At 73.0% G+C, this 18,888-nt stretch carries 14 protein-coding genes; 1 reads left to right on the top strand and 13 read right to left on the bottom strand.

Features of this window, described 5'->3' with window-relative positions:
* Positions 1-17: 17 nt before the first annotated feature.
* The 6 genes from cobC to cobM all read right to left on the bottom strand — a co-directional run bounded on the left by cobC (position 18) and on the right by cobM (position 6,829).
* A complete protein-coding gene (gene cobC, locus OG966_RS09865; protein WP_326649094.1) occupies positions 18-1,073 on the bottom strand; it encodes an Rv2231c family pyridoxal phosphate-dependent protein CobC in 1,056 nt (351 codons plus the stop codon).
* Positions 1,057-1,980, bottom strand: a complete 924-nt coding sequence (locus tag OG966_RS09860; protein ID WP_326649092.1) for a sirohydrochlorin chelatase — start codon at positions 1,978-1,980, stop codon at positions 1,057-1,059. The genes cobC and OG966_RS09860 overlap by 17 nt, the downstream gene beginning before the upstream one ends.
* A complete protein-coding gene (locus OG966_RS09855; protein ID WP_326649091.1) occupies positions 1,977-2,561 on the bottom strand; it encodes a precorrin-8X methylmutase in 585 nt (194 codons plus the stop codon). The genes OG966_RS09860 and OG966_RS09855 overlap by 4 nt, the downstream gene beginning before the upstream one ends.
* A 466-nt stretch (positions 2,562-3,027) precedes the next feature.
* Positions 3,028-4,749, bottom strand: coding sequence for a precorrin-3B C(17)-methyltransferase (cobJ, locus tag OG966_RS09850; RefSeq protein ID WP_326649090.1), 1,722 nt, complete (start codon positions 4,747-4,749; stop codon positions 3,028-3,030).
* Positions 4,746-6,011, bottom strand: coding sequence for a precorrin-6y C5,15-methyltransferase (decarboxylating) subunit CbiE (gene cbiE, locus OG966_RS09845; RefSeq protein ID WP_326649089.1), 1,266 nt, complete (start codon positions 6,009-6,011; stop codon positions 4,746-4,748). Before cbiE ends, cobJ begins: the two co-directional genes overlap by 4 nt.
* Positions 6,008-6,829: a precorrin-4 C(11)-methyltransferase gene (gene cobM, locus OG966_RS09840; protein WP_326649088.1), complete on the bottom strand. Its 822-nt coding sequence runs from the start codon at positions 6,827-6,829 to the stop codon at positions 6,008-6,010. Before cobM ends, cbiE begins: the two co-directional genes overlap by 4 nt.
* Positions 6,830-6,920: 91 nt before the next feature.
* Here cobM and OG966_RS09835 point away from each other — a divergent pair, with 91 nt between their 5' ends.
* Positions 6,921-7,646, top strand: coding sequence for a ZIP family metal transporter (locus OG966_RS09835; RefSeq protein WP_326649087.1), 726 nt, complete (start codon positions 6,921-6,923; stop codon positions 7,644-7,646).
* 38 nt (positions 7,647-7,684) lie between these two features.
* Here the strand turns inward: OG966_RS09835 and cobI are convergent, their stop codons facing one another.
* The 7 genes from cobI to OG966_RS09800 form a co-directional block, all read right to left on the bottom strand.
* The gene (gene cobI, locus OG966_RS09830; RefSeq protein ID WP_326649086.1) at positions 7,685-8,434 is read right to left on the bottom strand and encodes a precorrin-2 C(20)-methyltransferase; all 750 of its coding nucleotides are present in this window, start codon (positions 8,432-8,434) and stop codon (positions 7,685-7,687) included.
* A complete protein-coding gene (locus OG966_RS09825; protein WP_326649085.1) occupies positions 8,431-9,834 on the bottom strand; it encodes a cobyrinate a,c-diamide synthase in 1,404 nt (467 codons plus the stop codon). The genes cobI and OG966_RS09825 overlap by 4 nt, the downstream gene beginning before the upstream one ends.
* Positions 9,828-10,427 (bottom strand): cob(I)yrinic acid a,c-diamide adenosyltransferase, encoded by a 600-nt coding sequence (gene cobO / locus OG966_RS09820; protein WP_326649084.1) that lies wholly within the window; start codon positions 10,425-10,427, stop codon positions 9,828-9,830. The genes OG966_RS09825 and cobO overlap by 7 nt, the downstream gene beginning before the upstream one ends.
* Positions 10,427-12,427, bottom strand: a complete 2,001-nt coding sequence (locus OG966_RS09815; protein ID WP_326649082.1) for a putative cobaltochelatase — start codon at positions 12,425-12,427, stop codon at positions 10,427-10,429. Before OG966_RS09815 ends, cobO begins: the two co-directional genes overlap by 1 nt.
* A gap of 100 nt (positions 12,428-12,527) precedes the next feature.
* Positions 12,528-16,247 carry a cobaltochelatase subunit CobN gene (cobN, locus tag OG966_RS09810; RefSeq protein WP_326649081.1) on the bottom strand — a complete coding sequence of 1,240 codons (3,720 nt, stop codon included), beginning with the start codon at positions 16,245-16,247 and terminating at the stop codon, positions 12,528-12,530.
* The gene (locus tag OG966_RS09805; RefSeq protein WP_326649080.1) at positions 16,244-17,848 is read right to left on the bottom strand and encodes a cobyric acid synthase; all 1,605 of its coding nucleotides are present in this window, start codon (positions 17,846-17,848) and stop codon (positions 16,244-16,246) included. The genes cobN and OG966_RS09805 overlap by 4 nt, the downstream gene beginning before the upstream one ends.
* Positions 17,845-18,810 carry a cobalamin biosynthesis protein gene (locus OG966_RS09800; RefSeq protein WP_326649079.1) on the bottom strand — a complete coding sequence of 322 codons (966 nt, stop codon included), beginning with the start codon at positions 18,808-18,810 and terminating at the stop codon, positions 17,845-17,847. The genes OG966_RS09805 and OG966_RS09800 overlap by 4 nt, the downstream gene beginning before the upstream one ends.
* Positions 18,811-18,888 lie beyond the last annotated feature (78 nt).

Raw genomic sequence — 18,888 nt, 5'->3', positions numbered from 1 at the left:
CGAGGCCGTGCGGGGCGTCAGCCGCCGACCATGGTGAGCGCCTGGTCGAGCGCCTGCAGAAAGCGGTTGGTGGTCACCCGGTCGCGTACCGCGAGCCGCAGCCAGTCGGGCCCGAGCCCCGGAAACGTATCGCCGCGCCGGGCCGCGAAGCCCAGACCGCGCAGCCGCTCCCGCACCTCGGCGCCACGCCGCACATGTACGAGGACGAAGGGAGCCTCGGCCGCCTCCACCACCCGTACCTCGTCGAACTCCGCGAGCCCCGCGAGCAGATGCGTCCGCTCCGTCGCGATCCCGTGCGCGGCCTGCGCGGCCTCCTTGAGCGCGGCCGGCTCCATGCATGCCTCGGCCGCGGCCAGCGCGGGTGTCGCGACCGGCCACAGCGGCTGGGTCCGCTCCAGCGCCTCGACCGTCTCCGGCTCGGCGAGCACATAGCCGATCCGCAGACCGGCCAGACCCCAGGTTTTGGTGAGGCTCCGCAGCACCACCAGCCCCGGGACGTCGGTCCGTCCCGCGAGTGACTCGGACTCACCGGGCACCGCGTCCATGAAGGCCTCGTCGACCACCAGCACCCGTCCGGGGCGGGCCAGTCCGGCGATGTCAGCGGCCGGATGCAGTACGGACGTGGGGTTCGTCGGATTGCCGATCATCACCAGGTCCGCCGCGTCGGGAACGGCCGCCGGGTCGAGCCGGAAGCCGTCCGCCTCGCGCAGCAGCACCCGCGCCACCTCGTGGCCCGCGTCCCGCAGTGCCGCCTCCGGCTCGGTGAACTGCGGGTGCACCACCAGCGGTTGACGTACCGTCAGTGCGCGTGCCAGCAGCACGAACGCCTCGGCGGCCCCCGCCGTCAGCAGCACCCGCTCCACCGGCACACCGTGCCGCTGTGCGACCGCCGCGCGCGCCGCGCGCCCGTCCGGATAGGCCGCCAGGGCCGTCAGCGAGCAGGCGATGCGCTCGCGCAGCCAGTCCGGGGGAGTGCCGGCCCGGACATTGACCGCGAGGTCCGTGAGGTGCGCGTCCCGCACCTCGGCGTCACCGTGGTGACGCAGATCGTGTGCGTCAGTGTGAGTGCGCATGGCTGCCGTGGTGGTGCCCGTGGCTGTGGTGGTGGCCGTCGTCGTCCGGGTGGAAGTGGGGCTGCTGCGGGATGCCCACCTTGTCCTCGAAGCCCGGCAGCGCGATCCGGTACACGCAGGAGTCGCAGTTCATCCGGATGTCGCCGGCGACGGCCTCCCGGTAGCGCTCCATGACCAGGTCCAGCAGCTCCTCGGCGGGGCCGATCACATCGGCCGACACGACCTCGACCTCGGGATGAGCCTCCGCCCAGCCCTGCGTCTGCTGACGTACCCGGTCCGGCAGGATGCCGGTGAACAGGAAGTACGGGAGTACGACGATCCGGCGCGCCCCCAGCTTCATGCACCGGTCGAGACCGCTCGGTACATCGGGAGCGGCGAGCGAGACGAACGCCGTCTCCACACCCGCGTACCCCCGCCCCTCCCACAGCAGCCGGGCCGCCTTGAGTACTTCGGCGTTGGCGTCCGGGTCGGTCGAACCGCGGCCCACCAGCAGCACGGTCACATCGGCGCGGTCGGACGGCGTACGGACCGTGGAGGCCAGCGCCTCGTCGAGCCGCCGCTCCAGGACACGCAGCAGCGACGGGTGCGGGCCGAGCGGGCGGCCGTAGGTGTACGAGATCCCGGGGTGCCGCTCCCGCTCGCGGGCAAGCGCCGCCGGAATGTCGCCCTTGGCGTGCCCGGCGGACACCAGCATCAGCGGCACCGCGGCGAAGCGCTTCACGCCCCGCTCCACCAGCTCGGTGACGGCGTCGCCGAGCGGCGGCGGGGACAGCTCGATGAAGCCGCCGGCCACGGGGAGTTCGGGATGGCGCCGCCCCAGCTCCCGTACGAAGTCCCGGAAGGCCTCGGCCCCGGCTTCGTCGCGGGTGCCGTGGCCGGCGATCAGCAGTGCGGGCGGGGTGGTCACGCGTTCTCCTTGGTGTGGGGGTGGTACAGCAGAGCATTGAGTGCGGCCGCGGCGACGGCGCTGCCGCCCTTTTCGGACAGGTTGCTGACGGCCGGCAGCCCGCTCTCGCGCAGCGCGGCCTTGGACTCGGCCGCGCCGACGAAACCGACGGGCAGCCCGATGACCAGCGCGGGAGCGGCGTCGAGGACGAGTAGCTCCTCGAGAGCGGTCGGCGCACAGCCGATCACCCAGATCGCGCCGGGCCCGACCTGCTCGTACGCGAGGCGGATCGCGTGCGCGGAACGGGTGAGCCCCGGGCCGGACCTGGCGTCCCTCAGCCTGCAGACGGTCTCGCGCCGGGTGATCCCGGCGGCGACCATCTCGACATCGGCGACGACCGGCGAACCGGTGTGCAGCGCGTCGTGCGCTGCGGCGAGGGAGGTCTCGTCGCAGACGAGATCGGTGGCGTACTCGAGATCGGCGGCGGAGTGGATGACCCGCTCCACGACGGCCCGCGTCAGTGGCTGAAACCCGCTGGTATCGAGCCGGGACCGGAGCCGTCGGAACGACTCCTGCTCGATGGGATGGACGACGCGGGTCACGAGGCGACTCCGGGGTGGCGGCGGTGGGTGAGGGGTGCGGTGCCGGCGGTCGCCGGCGGGCGCGAAGGGGTGAGCGGTCCGCGCCATGTGGCTGGGGTGCTGCGGAGGGCCGAGGACCGGGCGGGAGCGCCACCGGCGGAGCGGGCCGTGGGCGCGTGGTCCAGTCCCGCTCGGGCGGGCGCGGCCGGCGGCGACGGCGGACAGGCCTGGGCGCTGCCGGGACGCGACACGGGTGTGCCGTGCTCGCCTGCGCGCCTGCCTGTGCCTGCGCGCCTGCCTGTGCCTGCGCGCCTGCCTGTGCCCGTGCTCGCGCATGTGCCTGTGCCTGCGTCCGTGCCTGCGTCCGTGCTCGTGCCTGTGCCCGTGCCCGCGTGACGGGGTGCCCTTCCGGCGGTCGACCCGCCGCCGGGGCAGGGCACACGCGCCCCGCGCCCCTCCGCGCTCGCGAGCGCGTCGCCGCGCGCCCTCACGACTGCCACCGGTAGCCGCGCGGCGTCACCATACGGCCCGCGATCTCGCGCGTGGCCGTGTTGCCGACCGTCACGACCGTCATCATGTCCACCGTCGTCGGATCCAGTCCGGCGAGTGTTGTCACGCGGCTGGATTCGTCCACGCGCGACGCGTTGCGTACGACACCCACGGGCGTCCCCGGCTCCCGGTGCCCGGCGAGGATCGTCAGCGCCTTCGGGAGCTGCCAGTCGCGGCCGCGGCTGCGCGGGTTGTAGAAGGTGACGACGATGTCCGCCTCCGCGGCGGCCCGCACCCGGCGCTCGATGATCTCCCACGGGGTGTGCAGATCGGACAGGCTGATCGAGACATGGTCGTGCCCGAGCGGCGCACCCAGGATCGCTGCTGCCGCGAGCGCCGCAGTGACGCCCGGTACGCCGACCACGTCGATGTCGTCGGACGCCTCGGCGAGCGCGGGCGAGGCCATCGCGTACACGCCCGCGTCACCGCTCCCGATCAGTGCGACCGCATGTCCGGAGCGGGCCTCGGCCACTGCCGTACGGGCCCGTTCCTCCTCCGCCCCGAGGCCGGACTCGATCACGCGCGTGCCGGGCCTGAGCAGGTCGCGGATCTGGTCGACGTACTGATCGAGCCCGACCAGTACGGAGGCGCGCCGCAGCTCCTCGGTGGCGCGCGGAGTGAGGAGATCGCGGGCCCCGGGCCCGAGTCCGACCACGGCCAGCCGGCCGCGCCGCGGCCTGCGCACGACCGCGCAGGTCGCCATCGCCGCGCGCCCCTCGGGGTTCGACTTCCGCTTCGGGACCAGGAGTTCGCCTCCGCCCATGAGCGCGGCGGCCTCCGCGACCGACGGAGTCCCCACGGCGGCGAGCGGCGCGCCGGAGGGGTTCGGCACGGTGACCGAGGACAGCTGCTGCGCCGCGTACGTGACGACCGGCACTCCGAGCCGCTCCGCGGCTCCGACGATCCCGGGCTCCTCCGCCTTCGCCTCGACCGTCGCCAGCTCCACGACGCTCAGCACGGAGAGCCCGGCGTCGCGCAGCGACTCCTCGACGAGCCCGAGCACCTCCTCGACGGAAGCGCCCTTGGACGCTCCGACCCCGACGACGAGCGACGCGGGCCGCAACACGGCTTCCCGTGCGCCCGGTTCGACGAGCCGGTCGGTCACCCGGAGGACCGCGGTCGCGCCGGCACCCACGTTCGGGGCACCGTCAGTACCCGCCTCAGCACGCACATTCGGCGGCAGCGGCGGCAGCGGCCACACCGCGTCCGCCCGCAGCGCCACCGGCTCGCCGTCCAGCACCGCCCGCGTCACCGCCGCGACCGCGCCCTCCACCGGCAGGCCCAGCGTGTCCAGGCCATGGATGTCCGTCGCGTCCGTCGCCGTCGTCACCACCGGAGCGCAGCCCAGGACGTCCGCGACGTCCGCCGCCAGCTCGTTCGCGCCGCCGCCGTGGCCGCCCAGCAGCGACACCGCGAACCGCTGCGCCTCGTCCACGCACACCACGCCCGGGTCCGCCGACTTGCCCGCGAGCAGCGGGGCGATCAGCCGTACCACCGCACCCGTCGCCAGGAAGCACACCAGCTGCTCGCACTCCGCGAACGCGCGCTCCACCGACTCGCGCACCGGGCCCTCGTACACCCGGGTGCGGCCGGGCCAGGCCGCGGCCAGCCGGTCGCGGGCGGCGGCGCCCGCCGCCGTCGCGGAGATCAGGCCGATCACTGAATTGCTCCTTCGTTCACCGAATCCGCGGGGCGGTCGCCCCACAGCAGGAAGACGGGGTTGACGGCCGCCAGCCGTGTCACATCTCCGGGCAGCGGGGCCAGCCGTGACGAGTGCAGCAGTACGCCGTCGGACACCAACCCGGCGGCGGCCAGCGCGGCCCGTACCGCCGCCACCCGGTCCAGCGCGGCCAGCGCGATCACCACCGTGCGCCGGGCCCGCCGCGCGCACGCGGTGACGATCGCGGGCAGTTCCGCGCCGCCCCCGCCGATGAACACCGCGTCAGGGTCCGCCAGATGGGAGAGCACCGTCGGTGCCGCGCCGTGCACGGCCCGTACGTCCACACCGTGCGCGGCCGCGTTCGCGCGGATCCGCTCCACGCCGTCGGAGGTCTTCTCCACGGCCACCACCGCCGCGCCGAACCGCGCGCACTCCACGGCGACCGAACCGGACCCCGCGCCGATGTCCCACACGAGGTCGCCCGTACGCGGCCCGAGCCGGGCCAGCGCCAGCGCCCGCACCTCGAACTTGGTGATCATCGAGTCGCGGTGTTCGAACTCTCCCTCGGACAGCGCCCACCGGTCCGGACCGGTGGGCACCGAGACCGTCCGCTGCGCCGGCGACAGCGCCCGCCGCTCGTCCAGGCAGAGCACCACGCTCACCGCGTCCCACTCGCGCGCCGCCGCCTCCGCGGGCGACATCCTCTCGATCCGCTCGTGCGCCGGGTCGCCGAGCGCCGTCGCCACCACCAGCGTCCGCTCCGTGGCCCGGTACGCCAGCTCGGCGCCCAGCTCCGCGGGCCCCGAGCCGGGACCGGTCAGCACAACGGTCTTGGGATGCGCTCGGCACACATTGACCGCGGTTCGCAGATCACGGCCGTGCGCGCTGACGACGACCGCGTCGTCCCACGGCAATCCGATCCGCGCGAAGGCGACCGCCACCGACGGCGCCCCCGGCCGGACGTCCAGCGCGTCCGCGCCGAACCGCTCGGCCAACGCCCGTACGATCCCGAAGAATCCGGGGTCGCCCGAGGCCAGCACCACCACCCCGGCCGCGCCGCCGGCCAGCTTCTTCCCGATCACATCGAGCGCCGGCGCGAGCGGCCCCAGCACCAGCTGTTGCGCGTCGGCGGGCACATCGGCCGCACGGCACGCCGCCGTCAGATGCCGCCGGGCACCCACCACCAGCGTGGCCGCGGCGAGCGCCTCGCCGTCGCGTACGGAGAGCGGTACGCCCGTCCCCGTACCGATGACCGTGATCACGGTGTCGCGCCCTGCGCGCGCAGCGCCTTGCGGGCGGCCGGATCGGCCTTCCGGAAGCCGTGGAAGTGCCCCGGGTGGTACAGGTGCGAGCGCGTACCGGAAGCCGCCAGCGCCGGACCGACCAGGAACAGCGTGTGCTTCCAGAGCTTGTGCTCCTTGACGGTCTCCTCCAGCGTGCCGATCGTGCAGCGCAGGATCAGCTCCTCCGGCCAGGTCGCCTGGTACGCGATGACCACCGGCGTACTCGTCGGATAGCCGCCCTCCAGCAGCTCCTGCGTCAACTGGCCCGAGCGTGCCGCCGACAGGAAGAGGGCCATCGTCGTGCCGTGCCGCGCGAACTCCCGTACCTCCTCGCCCGGCGGCATCGGCGTCTTGCCGCCGCCGAGCCGGGTCAGGATCACGGACTGCGCGACCTCCGGGATCGTCAGCTCGCGCTGCGCGATCGCGGCGACCGCCGAGAACGACGAGACGCCCGGCACGATCTCGACCTCCAGGCCGAGATCCACACACCGGTCGAGCTGCTCCTGGGTGCCGCCCCAGAGGGCGGGGTCGCCGGAGTGGATCCTGGCGACCCGCAGGCCCTCGTCGAGCGCCCGCTCGTACACGGCGACGACGTCCTCGAGCGACATGGCCGCCGAGTCGAGGATCTCGGCGCCCTCGCGGGCGTGGTCAAGGACGTCGGCCTGCACCAGGCTCGCCGCCCAGATGACGATGTCGGCGTCGGCGATGGCACGGGCGGCGCGGAACGTCAGCAGATCGGCGGCGCCAGGGCCGGCGCCGACGAAGGTCACCTTGCCGTGAGTGGCGGCATCGGCCATGAGCGGGGGTCCTCTCGGGTCATTCGGGTGATTCGGGCGGATCTCGATGGGGAGCGTGCGAAGAGGCGGGTCAATCGGCTAGCAAGGGCGCATGGCGGTGTTCGTCGCGCTCGGCGCGTTCCTGATGACGCTGTTCGGCGGCTGGACGGCGCAACGCGTCACCGACCGCCGCCACCTCGTACTCGGTCTGGCCGGCGGGCTGATGCTCGGCGTGGTCGGCCTGGACCTGCTGCCGGAGGCGCTGGAGGCGGCCGGCCACAAGGTGTTCGGGGTGCCGCAGGGGCTGCTGCTCTTTGTCGGCGGCTTCCTCGCGGCGCACCTGGTGGAGCGGCTGCTGGCCGTTCGTCAGGCGGCGCACGGGGCTGACGAGGCCGAGCGGGTGCCCCAGGTGGGGCTGACGGCGGCCGCGGCGATGGTCGGCCACAGCCTGATGGACGGGATCGCCATCGGCGCCGCGTTCCAGGTGGGCGGCGGCATGGGCGCGGCCGTGGCGCTCGCCGTCGTCACCCACGACTTCGCGGACGGTTTCAACACGTACACGATCACCAGCCTGTACGGGAACACGCGCAGAAAGGCGATCGCGATGCTCGTCGCGGACGCGCTCGCGCCGATCGCCGGTGCGGCGTCCACGCTGCTGTTCACGCTGCCGGTGGAACTCCTCGGCAGCTATCTCGGCTTCTTCGCAGGCGCCCTGCTCTATCTCGCCGCGGCCGAGATCCTCCCCGAGGCACACCACGCCCACCCCGCCCGCTCCACCCTGCTGTGCACGGCGGGAGGCGTGGGCTTCATCTGGCTGGTGGTCGGCCTCGCCGAGTGACTCGCGGAGCGACTCGGCGCGCCGGCAGGGTGGCGAACTCACAGCTTGCCTCCGCGGCCACCGTCGCGCGGCGCCGGCACGATCAGCGTCGAGAGGTACGGCAGCGGCTCCCCGGCAAGGTCCGCGGCCGGCCGGATCGACTCCTCGGGCAGTCCGAGCGCCGACCCCCACACCGCGCCCTCGGTTCGTCCCGTCTCGCGCAGCGCGGCGGCCACCTCCGCCGCGAGCCGCCCGAACTTGTACGCGACGACCGTGCCGGGACCTTCCAGGGCATCCTTGAGCACGGCGGACCCCGCGGTCACGGGCACCAGGGTCAGCGGCTCGGTGCCCTCGGTGAGGACGGCGCCGCTGCGGGCCGCCAGATCCTGCATGGCGGTGATGCCGGGCACGGTCTCCACGGCGGTTCCGGGGACCAGTTCGGCGATGGTGTGCGCGAGATACGTGAACGTCGAGTAGACATTGGGATCGCCGATCGTCGCGAAGGCGACGGACCCGTGCGCGCGCAGCAGCTCGGCCACGCGCTCCCCCGCGGCATCCCAGGCGGCCTCACGACGGCCACGGTCGGTGCGCTCGTTGAGCGCGAAGACGACGCGTACGACCTTCTCCGCGCCCACGTAGTGCAGGACGGTCGCCTCGGCGCGCCCGGGCTCACCCCCGTCGGTTCCATCGGTCCCGGCCATCACAGGTACGACGACGGCATCGGCCTCCTGAAGCGCGCGTACGCCCTTCACGGTCACCAACTCCGGGTCGCCCGGCCCGACTCCGACACCGATCAGCCTGCTGCTCATGCTCCGCACCTCTCAGTGAATCTTCGTGCCATGCCGGGCGTGGCCGCCCAGTGCGTATGCAGATAGCTCGCGTGCACGCCCTGCTGTACGAATCCCTCCACACGCCGTTCGGGCCGGTGCATCCCCCACGCGGGGCCCGGCCCCGCGGCCGGCTCGATGACCGTGCGGTGGAACTCGTGCCCGTGCAGGCGTGTCCCGGCCGCCGCGAGGACGCTGTCGCTCACGGCGACGGCCTCCCGGTATCCGAGCGTGAGCCGCTCGTCCATCCGCGCCTCGGCGTCCAGGACACCGCACATCGGCAGCCCGTCCAGGGCGCGTGCGAGATACAGCAGCCCGGCGCACTCGGCGGCGACGGGCGCGCCGGAGTCCGCCAGCTCGGCGACGGCCTTGCGCAGCGCGTCGTTGGCGGACAGTTCGGGCGCGTACACCTCGGGAAAGCCGCCGCCTATGACGAGCCCCGCCGTCCCTTCGGGCAGTTGCTCGTCCCGGAGAGGGTCGAACGTGACGACGTCCGCGCCCGCGGCGGCGAGCAGTTCGGTGTGCTCGGCATAGGAGAACGTGAACGCGGGCCCGCCGGCAACGGCGACGACGGGCCGCTCGCGGCCGTTCGCCGGTCGCCCGAGGGGCTCGACGGGAGCCTGTCCGGTGCTCGAGGACACGTCCGGGGCGGGTACGACATCCGCGGCGTTCCACGGCGCGTCCGTCAGCGCGGGCGCGCTCCGCGCCAGCGCGAGCAGCCCCTGAAGGTCACACCCCTGCCGTACCTGCTCGGCCGTCGCCGCCACGGAGGCCACCGCCTCCGCCCGCCGCTCGGCGACGGGCACAAGCCCCAGGTGCCGGCTCGGCGTCCCCACCGAGCCCGCCCGCCGCAACACCCCAAGCACCGGCACCCCCGACTCGTCCAGCGCCTCCCGCAACAACTCCTCGTGCCGCTGAGAGGCCACCTTGTTCAGAATCACGCCCCCGATCCGCACCTGCGGATCCCAGGACGCGAAACCGTGCACCAGCGCCGCCACCGACCGCGACTGCGAGGACGCGTCCACCACCAGCACCACCGGCGCCCGCAGCAGCTTCGCGACCTGAGCGGTGGACGCCAGCTCACCGGCACCCGCCGCACCGTCGTACAGCCCCATCACGCCTTCGACCACGGCCAGATCGCAGCCCGCCGCGCCGTGCGCGAACAGCGGCGCGATCAGCTCCGTACCGCACAGATACGCGTCCAGATTCCGCCCCGGACGTCCCGTGGCGAGCGAGTGATAGCCCGGGTCGATGTAGTCGGGTCCGACCTTGTGCGGGGACACGGAGAGGCCCGCCGCGACGAAGGCCGCCATCAGGCCCGTCGCGACGGTGGTCTTGCCGCTGCCGGACGACGGCGCGGCGATGACGAGACGTGCTACCACTCGATGCCCCGCTGCCCCTTCTGACCGGTGTCCATCGGGTGCTTGACCTTGGACATGTCGGTCACCAGATCGGCGAACCCGACGAGCTCCGCCGGAGCGTTGCGCCCGGTGATCACCACATGCTGCGTCCCCGGCCGGTCCCGGAGCACCGAGATCACCTCGTCCGTGTCCACCCACCCCCAGTGCATCGGGTACGCGAACTCATCCAGCACGTACAGCTGATACGTCTCGGCCGCCAGATCGCGCTTGACCTGCTCCCAGCCCTCGCGCGCCGCCTCCTCGTTGTTCAGCTGCTTGTCGCGCTGCACCCACGACCAGCCCTCGCCCATCTTGTGCCAGTCGACAGGACCGCCCTCGCCGGAGGCGCCGAGGACCTTGAGCGCGTTCTCCTCGCCGACCTTCCACTTGGCGGACTTGACGAACTGGAACACCCCGATCGGCCACCCCTGGTTCCAGGCGCGCAGCGCGAGCCCGAACGCGGCCGTCGACTTGCCCTTGCCGATGCCCGTGTGGACGACGACGAGCGGGCGGTTGCGGCGCTGGCGGGTGGTGAGCCCGTCGTCCGGTACGACGGACGGCTGTCCTTGCGGCATTACGCGGCCCTCCTGGCAGTCTGAACGTCCTTGACGAGTCCGGCGATGGAGTCGGCGTGCAGCTCGTCGAGTGTGACGGCGGTGCCGCCGAGATCGCCGGCCAGTGTGCCCGCAAGACCGAGCCGTACGGGCCCCCACTCGCAGTCCACGACGATCGCCGCTGTCCCTCCGGCGGAGTGCAGCCGCGCCGCGCGCGACGCCAGCGCCACCGGATCGACCCCGCCCGTCGCCCGCCCGTCCGTCACCACGACCAGCAGCGGCCGGCGCGACGGATCGCGCATGCGCTCCACCCGCAGCACGTCGTGCGCCTTGAGCAGCCCGGCCGCCAGCGGCGTACGGCCGCCCGTCGGCAGCGTCTGCAGACGAGCGGCGGCCGCGTCCACCGACGAGGTCGGCGGCAGCGCCACCTCCGCGTCCTTCCCGCGGAAGGTGATCAGCCCGACCTTGTCGCGCCGCTGGTAGGCGTCCAGCAGCAGCGAAAGCACCGCGCCCTTCACCGCGCTCATCCGCTGCCGGGCCGCCATCGAACCCGACGCGTCCACCACGAAGAGCACCAGGTTCCCCTCGCGCCCCTCGCGGTTCGCCTGCCGCAGATCGTCCCGCCGCACCACCAGACCCCGGCCGCTGCGCCCGCGCGCCCGCTGGTGCGGGGCCGCGGCCTGCACGGTCGCCGCCAAGTGCAGCTTGGTGAGCGCGCCTTGGGGCCGCCGCGCCCCGGTCGTCCGGCCCTGCTCCGTCCGCGCACGTGACCTGCGCCCTGCCGCGCCCTCGCCGAGACCCGGCACGCTCAGCATCTTCGTACGGAACGGCTCGGCGGCCCGTACGGCCTGCTGCTCACCGCCGCCGGCCTGCGGAGCGCCACCTTCGGCCGACTCCGCCTGAGCGGGCGTGTCGCCCTGTCCGGCATCGCCCTGCGGCGGCACGTCGGGCCCGCCCTGCGGCGGCTGCCCGCCCCCGCCGGGCCCGTCCGGATCCGGGTCCGGATCGTCGTCGCCGAATTCCTCCAGGGTCTCGTCGAGCTTGTCCTCGTCGAGGCCGGGTGCGTCGAAGGGATTGCGCCGCCGCCGGTGGGGGAGCGCCAGCAGAGCGGCCTGCCGCACATCCTCGGCGAGCACCTCCGTACGCCCCGCCCACGCGGCGAGCGCGGTGGCGGTACGGGCCATCACGATGTCGGCGCGCATACCGTCCACCTCGAAGGCCGCACAGGTGGCGGCGATCTGCCGCAACGCGCCGTCGCCGAGCCGGACCTGGGACAGCAGGGCCCGCGCGGCGGCGATCCGGGCACGTACGGCGGATTCCTCGTCGGACCACCGGTCGGCGAAACCCGCCGGATCGTCGTCGTAGGCGAGCCGCCGCCGCACCACTTCCACCCGCTGATCGGGCTCCCGCGAGGCCGCGACCTCGACGGTGAGCCCGAAACGGTCCAGCAACTGCGGCCGCAGCTCGCCCTCTTCGGGATTCATCGTCCCGACGAGAAGGAAGCGCGCGGCGTGCCGCACCGAGACGCCTTCGCGCTCGACGTACGACGCGCCCATGGCGGCCGCGTCGAGCAGCAGGTCGACCAGGTGGTCATGGAGGAGGTTGACCTCGTCCACATAGAGAATCCCGCGGTGCGCGTCCGCGAGCAGCCCCGGCTCGAAGGCCTTCACGCCCTCGGCCAGTGCCCGCTCGATGTCGAGCGCGCCGACAAGCCGGTCCTCGGACGCCCCGACGGGCAGCTCGACCATGCGCGCGGGCCGCGCAACACCGCCGCCCGTCTCGTGCGGACCGTCGGGACACGCCGGGTCCGGAGACACGGGATCGCACGAGAACCGGCATCCGGAGACCACCGCGACCTCCGGGATCAACGCCGAGAGCGCACGTACGGCGGTCGACTTGGCGGTCCCTTTCTCTCCGCGCACCAGCACACCGCCGACCGCCGGGGAAACGGCGTTCAGCAGCAGCGCGAGCCGCAGGTCGTCCATGCCGACGATCGCGGTGAACGGGTATGGCGTACTCACGAAGAAGCCTCCACATCAAGCCTGTTCAGCCCGGCAGGACCGGCCGGCGCCGGCGTTCGGGGACCGGGGTCCGGGTTCGGGCTCCGGTTCGCCAAAGACGTCACGCGTCCCCCTCCAAGTCACCCTCGAGCTCCAGATACGTCGCCCGCAGCCGTTCCAGCGTCTCCGCGTCCGGCTCCGCCCACAGCCCACGGTCCGCCGCCTCCAGCAGCCGCTCCGTAATGCCCCGCAGCGCCCACGGGTTGGACTTCTGCATGAACTCCCGGTTCTCCGGTGCGAAGACGTACTCCGCCGAGAGCTTCTCGTACATCCAGTCGTCGACCACGCCCGCCGTCGCGTCGTAGCCGAACAGGTAGTCCACCGTGGCGGCCATCTCGAAAGCGCCCTTGTAGCCGTGCCGCCGCATCGCCGCCATCCAGCGCGGATTGACCACCCGCGCCCGGAACACCCGGTGCGTCTCCTCGCCCAGCGTGCGCGTCTTCACCTGGTCCGGCGTGGCACTGTCACCCACATACGCCTCGGGCGACTCACCGGTCAGGTGCCGCACCATGGCGACCATGCCGCCGTGGTACTGGAAGTAGTCGTCCGCGTCGACGAGGTCGTGCTCCCTGGTGTCGACGTTCTTCGCGGCGACCGCGATCCGCCGGAACGCCGTCTCCATGTCCCCGCGCGCGGCCCGTCCTTCGAGCCCGCGTCCGTAGGCGTATCCGCCCCATACCGCGTACACCTCGGCCAGGTCGGCGTCGCTGCGCCAGTTCCGCGCGTCGATCAGCGGCAGCAGCCCCGCACCGTAGGCCCCCGGCTTCGAGCCGAAGATCCGGGCCGTGGCACGCCGCCGGTCGCCGTGCTCGGCGGTGTCCTCGTCGGCGTGTGCCCGTACGTAGTTGGACCCGGCCGGCTCGTCCAGTTCGGCCACCGCCCGTACCGCGTCGTCGATCAGCCCCACCACATGCGGGAAGGCGTCCCGGAAGAAGCCGGAGATACGCACCGTCACATCGATGCGCGGGCGGCCCAGCTCCGCGGCCGGCACGATCTCGAAGCCGGTGACGCGCCTCGACGCGTCGTCCCAGACCGGCCGGCAGCCCAGCAGCGCCAGGATCTCGGCGATGTCGTCGCCCTGGGTGCGCATCGCGGATGTGCCCCACACCGTCAGGCCCACCGACTTGGGGTACTCACCCGTGTCCGTCAGATACCGGGCGACGAGGGAGTCGGCCAGCGCCTGGCCGACCTCCCACGACAGGCGGGACGGAATCGCCTTGGGGTCGACCGAGTAGAAGTTACGGCCGGTCGGCAGCACATTCACCAGACCGCGCGTCGGCGACCCGGAAGGACCGGCCGGTACGTAACCGCCGTCCAGCGCCAGCAGAATATGGTCGATCTCGTCCGTCGTCCTGGCCAGCCGCGGCACGACCTCCGCGCAGGCGAAGTCCAGCACGGCCACCGCGTCCGGGCACGGGGATACGGTGGGAGTCACCCCGGAAGGCCCGGCACTGCCCAGCACCTCGGCCACGAGACCGGCCACGGCGGACACCTCCCAGCCGCGCTCCTCCATCCCCTCCGCGAGCCGCCGGCACAGCTGTTCCAGCAGGTCGATCGCGTCGGCACCGGTCCGCGCGGGTCCATCGACCAGCTCCGTGAGCTCCACCGGCACCTTCACCGGCGCACCCGGCTCGCCGAGCAGCTCCTTCTCCACCAGTCCGAAGTGTTCGGCGAGACAGGCCCTGAGCCCCGGCAGCGCGTTCGCCGTGCCGCCCCACACCTGAGAGGCGCGCAGCACGGCCAGTACGAGATTGACCCTGGCCTCGGCCTCCGGGCCGCCGCCCAGGATGTGCAGACCGTCCCTGATCTGAACGTCCTTGATCTCGCAGAGATAGCCGTCGATGTGCATGACGAAGGAGTCGAACTCGCCGTCGTCCGGCTGCTCGTCGACATGCAGATCGTGATGCAGCTCGGCGGCCTTCACCAGCGTCCAGATCTGCGCCCGTACGGCCGGGGCCTTTGTCGGGTCGAGATCGCTGACGAGGGCGTACTCGTCGAGCAGCTGCTCCAGCTTGGCCAGGTCGCCATAGGTGTCGGCACGCGCCATCGGCGGCACCAGATGGTCCACGACGGTGGCGTGACCGCGCCGCTTGGCCTGGGTGCCCTCGCCCGGGTCGTTGACGATGAACGGGTACACCAGCGGCAGTTCGCCGAGCACCGCGTCGGGGCCGCAGCCCGCCGACAGCCCGAGCCCCTTGCCCGGCAGCCACTCCATGGTGCCGTGCTTGCCCATGTGCACGATCGCGTCCGCGCCGAAACTGTTGTCCAGCCAGCGGTACGCCGCCATGTAGTGGTGCGACGGTGGCATATCGGGGTCGTGGTAGATCGCGATCGGGTTCTCGCCGAAGCCGCGCGGCGGCTGGATCATCACGACGACGTTCCCGAACTGCAAGGACGCCAGCACGATCTCGTCGCCGTCGATGTACAGGCTGCCCGGCGGTTCGCCCCAGTGCTCCAGCATTCCGTCGCGCAGCCCCGGCTCCAGCTTGTCGAACCAGGCGCGGTAGTCGGCGAGCGGCACGCGCGCGGGCGCGGCGGCCAGCTGCTCCTCGGTGAGCCACTCCACATCATGACCACCGGCGTTGATCAGCCGGTGGATCAGCTCGTCGCCGTTGTCCGGATGGCCCTCCACGGCGTAACCGGCGTCGCGCAGCGCGTCCAGCACCCGCACGGCGGACGCCGGGGTGTCGAGACCGACGGCGTTGCCGACCCGCGAATGCTTGGTCGGGTAGGCGGTGAAGACGAGCGCGAGCTTCTTCTCGGCGTTCGGCTTGTGCTTCAAACGGGCGTGGCGTACGGCGATTCCGGCGACGCGCCCGGCCCGCTCCGCGTCGGCGACGTACACCGGTACATCGTCCGGGCCCTGCTCCTTGAAGGAGAACGGGACGGTGATGATCCGGCCGTCGAACTCGGGGATCGCCACCTGCATCGCCGCGTCCATGGGGGACAGGGCCGCGTCCGAGGCCTCCCAGACGGCCTTCGACGAGGTCAGGCACAGTCCCTGCAGCACCGGCACATTGAGCTCGGCGAGCGCGCCGATGTCCCAGGCCTCGTCGTCCCCGCCGGCGCTGGCGTCGCTCGCCCGCGTGCCGCCCGCCGCCAGCACCGTGGCGACCAGTGCGTCGGTCCTGGCCAGCAGCTCGTACAGCTCCGGGTCGGCACCGCGCAGCGAACCGCAGTACACGGGCAGGGCGTTGGACCCGCGCGCCTCGATCGCATCGCACAGCGTGTCGACGAAGCCGGTGTTCCCGGAGAGCTGGTGCGCGCGGTAGAAGAGCACGCCGACGCTCGGCCGCCCCTCCACATACGCACGCGCGCCGTGCACGCCCCACTCCGGCATCTTCCGCGGCTCGGCACTGCGCCTGTTCTGCGCGGCTTCGGCACGACCGTGTCCGGCCAGCAGTACGTCCTCGGTGAGGAAGCGGGCCAGCTCTACAAGGTTCCCGGGACCGCCCTCGACGAGATACTGCAGAGCCTCCGCGACAGCACCCGCATGCACGGACGACTCGGCCATCAACTCCGCGTCGGGCACCGCCTCGCCGCCCAGCAGCACGGTCGGGATACCGGACGCCTTGAGGGCCGCGAGCCCGTCCTCCCAGGCCCGCTTCCCGCCGAGCAGCCGCACGACCGCGACGGACGCGCCCGCGATGAGCGCGGGCAGCTCCTCCGCCACATCGATACGGGTCGGATTGCCGATCCGGTACGGCGCGCCGGAGGCCCGGGCCGCCAGCAGATCCGTATCGGCGGTGGACAGCAGCAGCACGGTGCTCTCGGTGCTCATGGCGCTCCAGGTGCGATGAAGGGAAGTCCTGAGGGTGCGCCCGACTCGATCAGCCGCAGCAGCGCATCCGTATCCGCGTGTTCTTCGATGAGGTCGCCGAGGCGGTCCAGCTGCTCCTCGCGCAGCGCCCCGAAGGTGGTGTCGGGCGCGGGCACGAACCGCCGGCCCGCGGCCCGGGCGACGTCGCGCAGGTACGCCCGGCGGAAGCCGTCGCTCTCCAGCGATCCGTGCCAGTGCGTACCCCGGACGGCACCGACCCGGCAGCCGTCCAGGCCCCGTCCGTCGCCATCGGAGATGAAGGTGTCGCCGCCGAGCACTTCGGCGACGCCGTGATGGATCTCGTAGCCCTCCACGCGCTCACCCAGAGCCTCGCCGACCGGCCGGGCGAGGGTCTTCTCGCGCGCGAACCGCACCCGTACGGGCAGCAGTCCAAGCCCCTGGACACGGCCCGCCCGAGACTCGACCTCGTCCTCGATGTGCTCGCCGAGCAGCTGGAAACCGCCGCAGATACCGAGCACGGGCCGCCCCTCGGCGGCCCTGCGCGCCAGCGCGTCGGCCAGCCCGCGCTCCTTGAGCCACGCCAGGGCCCTGACCGTGCCCCGGGTTCCCGGCAGGACCACCAGGTCGGCGTCGACGAGCTCCTCGGGCCGGTCCACGAACCGCACGACGACACCCGGCTCGGCGGCCAGCGCGTCCACGTCCGTGAAGTTGGACATCAGGGGCACGGCACACACCGCGACCCGCAGCACGTCCTCGCCCACGGGCGGCGCGACCACCGACTCCCGTACCGCGCCGCGCAGCGAGATGCGCAGCCCGTCCTCCTCGTCGATGCCGAGCCCGTGCGCGAACGGCAGAATCCCGTACGTGTGCCGCCCGGTCAGCCCGCGCAGCATCTCGATACCGGGCTCGAGCAGCGACACATCGCCGCGGAACTTGTTGACGATGTACCCGGCGACGAGCGCCTGATCCTCGGCGCTGAGCAGCGCGGTGGTCCCGAAGAACGAGGCGAAGACCCCACCGCGGTCGATGTCTCCGACCACCAGCACCGGGAGCCGTGCAGCTCGCGCGATGCCCATGTTCACGATGTCCGTACGCCGCAGATTGATCTCGGCCGGGCTGCCCGCCCCCTCGCAGATCACGGCTTCATACGTGCCCCGCAGCTCCTCCAGGCACTCCACGACGGTGCCGAGCAGCGCCTCCTGCCGGCCCCCGCGCAGTGTCCTTGCCGGGGACCCCGCGGCTGACTGCGGCTGCGCCGCGGGCCCGGACCCCCCGAAGAACCCCCGCGCACTGAGTTCGCCCACCGGCTTGCCCATCAGCACGACCTGACTGGACCGGTCGCTGCCGGGCTTGAGCAGCACCGGGTTCATCAGCGCGCTCGGCTCCACGCGTGCGGCCTGCGCCTGCATGGCCTGCGCCCGGCCGATCTCCGCGCCCTCACGCGTCACGAACGAATTGAGCGACATGTTCTGCCCCTTGAAGGGCGCGACCTTCACTCCCCGCCGTACCAGCCACCGGCAGATCCCGGCCGTGACGACGCTCTTGCCCGCGTCGGACGTCGTCCCCGCGATCAGCAGCCCGCCGCCTCTGTGCCCGCTCATCCCCGCCCCTCTCCCGCGCGCCGCGCGCGCAGTGCGTGACCCGCGAGGCGGCCCGCCGCGCAGGTCGCCAGTGTCAGCCAGCCGACGCGGCGCGAGAGCCGTACGGCGCGTTCGATGTCGCCGAACTCCACCGGGCGCCCGCCGGAGTTGAGAACGGGACGGTGCTCGACCCGGCCGCCGTACGAGAGGGTCCCGCCCAGCCGTACGCCGAGCGCACCCGCGAACGCGGCCTCCACCGGGCCCGCGTTCGGGCTGGGGTGCTTCTTCGCATCGGCCCGCCAGGCCCGTACGGCCCCGCGAGCGTTCCCGCCCGCGAGTACCGCGAGACCCGCGGTGAGCCGGGCCCCTGGCCAGCCGGCCACATCGTCGAGCCGCGCCGAGGCCCAGCCGAACCGCCGGTACCTGGACGACTTGTGCCCGACCATCGCGTCCAGCGTGTTGACGGCACGGAACCCCACCAGACCGGGCACGCCCGCGAGAGCGCCCCAGACCAGTGCGCCCACCACGGCGTCGGAGGTGTTCTCGGCGACGGACTCGACGACGGCGCGCGCGATCTGCTGCTCGTCCAGCGCCTGCGGATCGCGCCCGCACAGATGCGGCAGGCGCTCCCGCGCCACATCCACGTCCCCGGCGGCGAGCGCGCCGCCGATGGCCCGTGCCTCCCGGCCCAGCGAGGTCCCTCCGACGACGGCCCAGGTGGCCGCGGCGATCAGCGCGACGGATGCGCGGCCGCGGTCCCGTACACCGCGCGCGAGAAGCGCGGCGGCACCCGCGGCGCCACCGGCGCACACGGCGGTGTGCAGCGCGCCCCAGCCGCGGTGGTCACGCCACAGGACATGCTCGACAGCGCCCGCGGCCCGCCCGAACGCGGCGACCGGATGGCCTCGGCGGGGGTCGCCGAGCAGCAGGTCGCCGGCCAGGCCGGCGGTGGCGCCGTACACGAATTCACGGTCGGCACGCATGGGTTCAGGCCGACGCTTCGCCTCGAACGACCCTTGTACTCACAGCAGGAACTGAACCGCAGCCGGGCATGGCGACAT

Source organism: Streptomyces sp. NBC_01750, from assembly GCF_035918095.1.
GTDB lineage: Bacteria > Actinomycetota > Actinomycetes > Streptomycetales > Streptomycetaceae > Streptomyces.
Note: the sequence above shows the minus strand (reverse complement) of the source record. Positions and strands in the feature narration are given on the sequence as shown.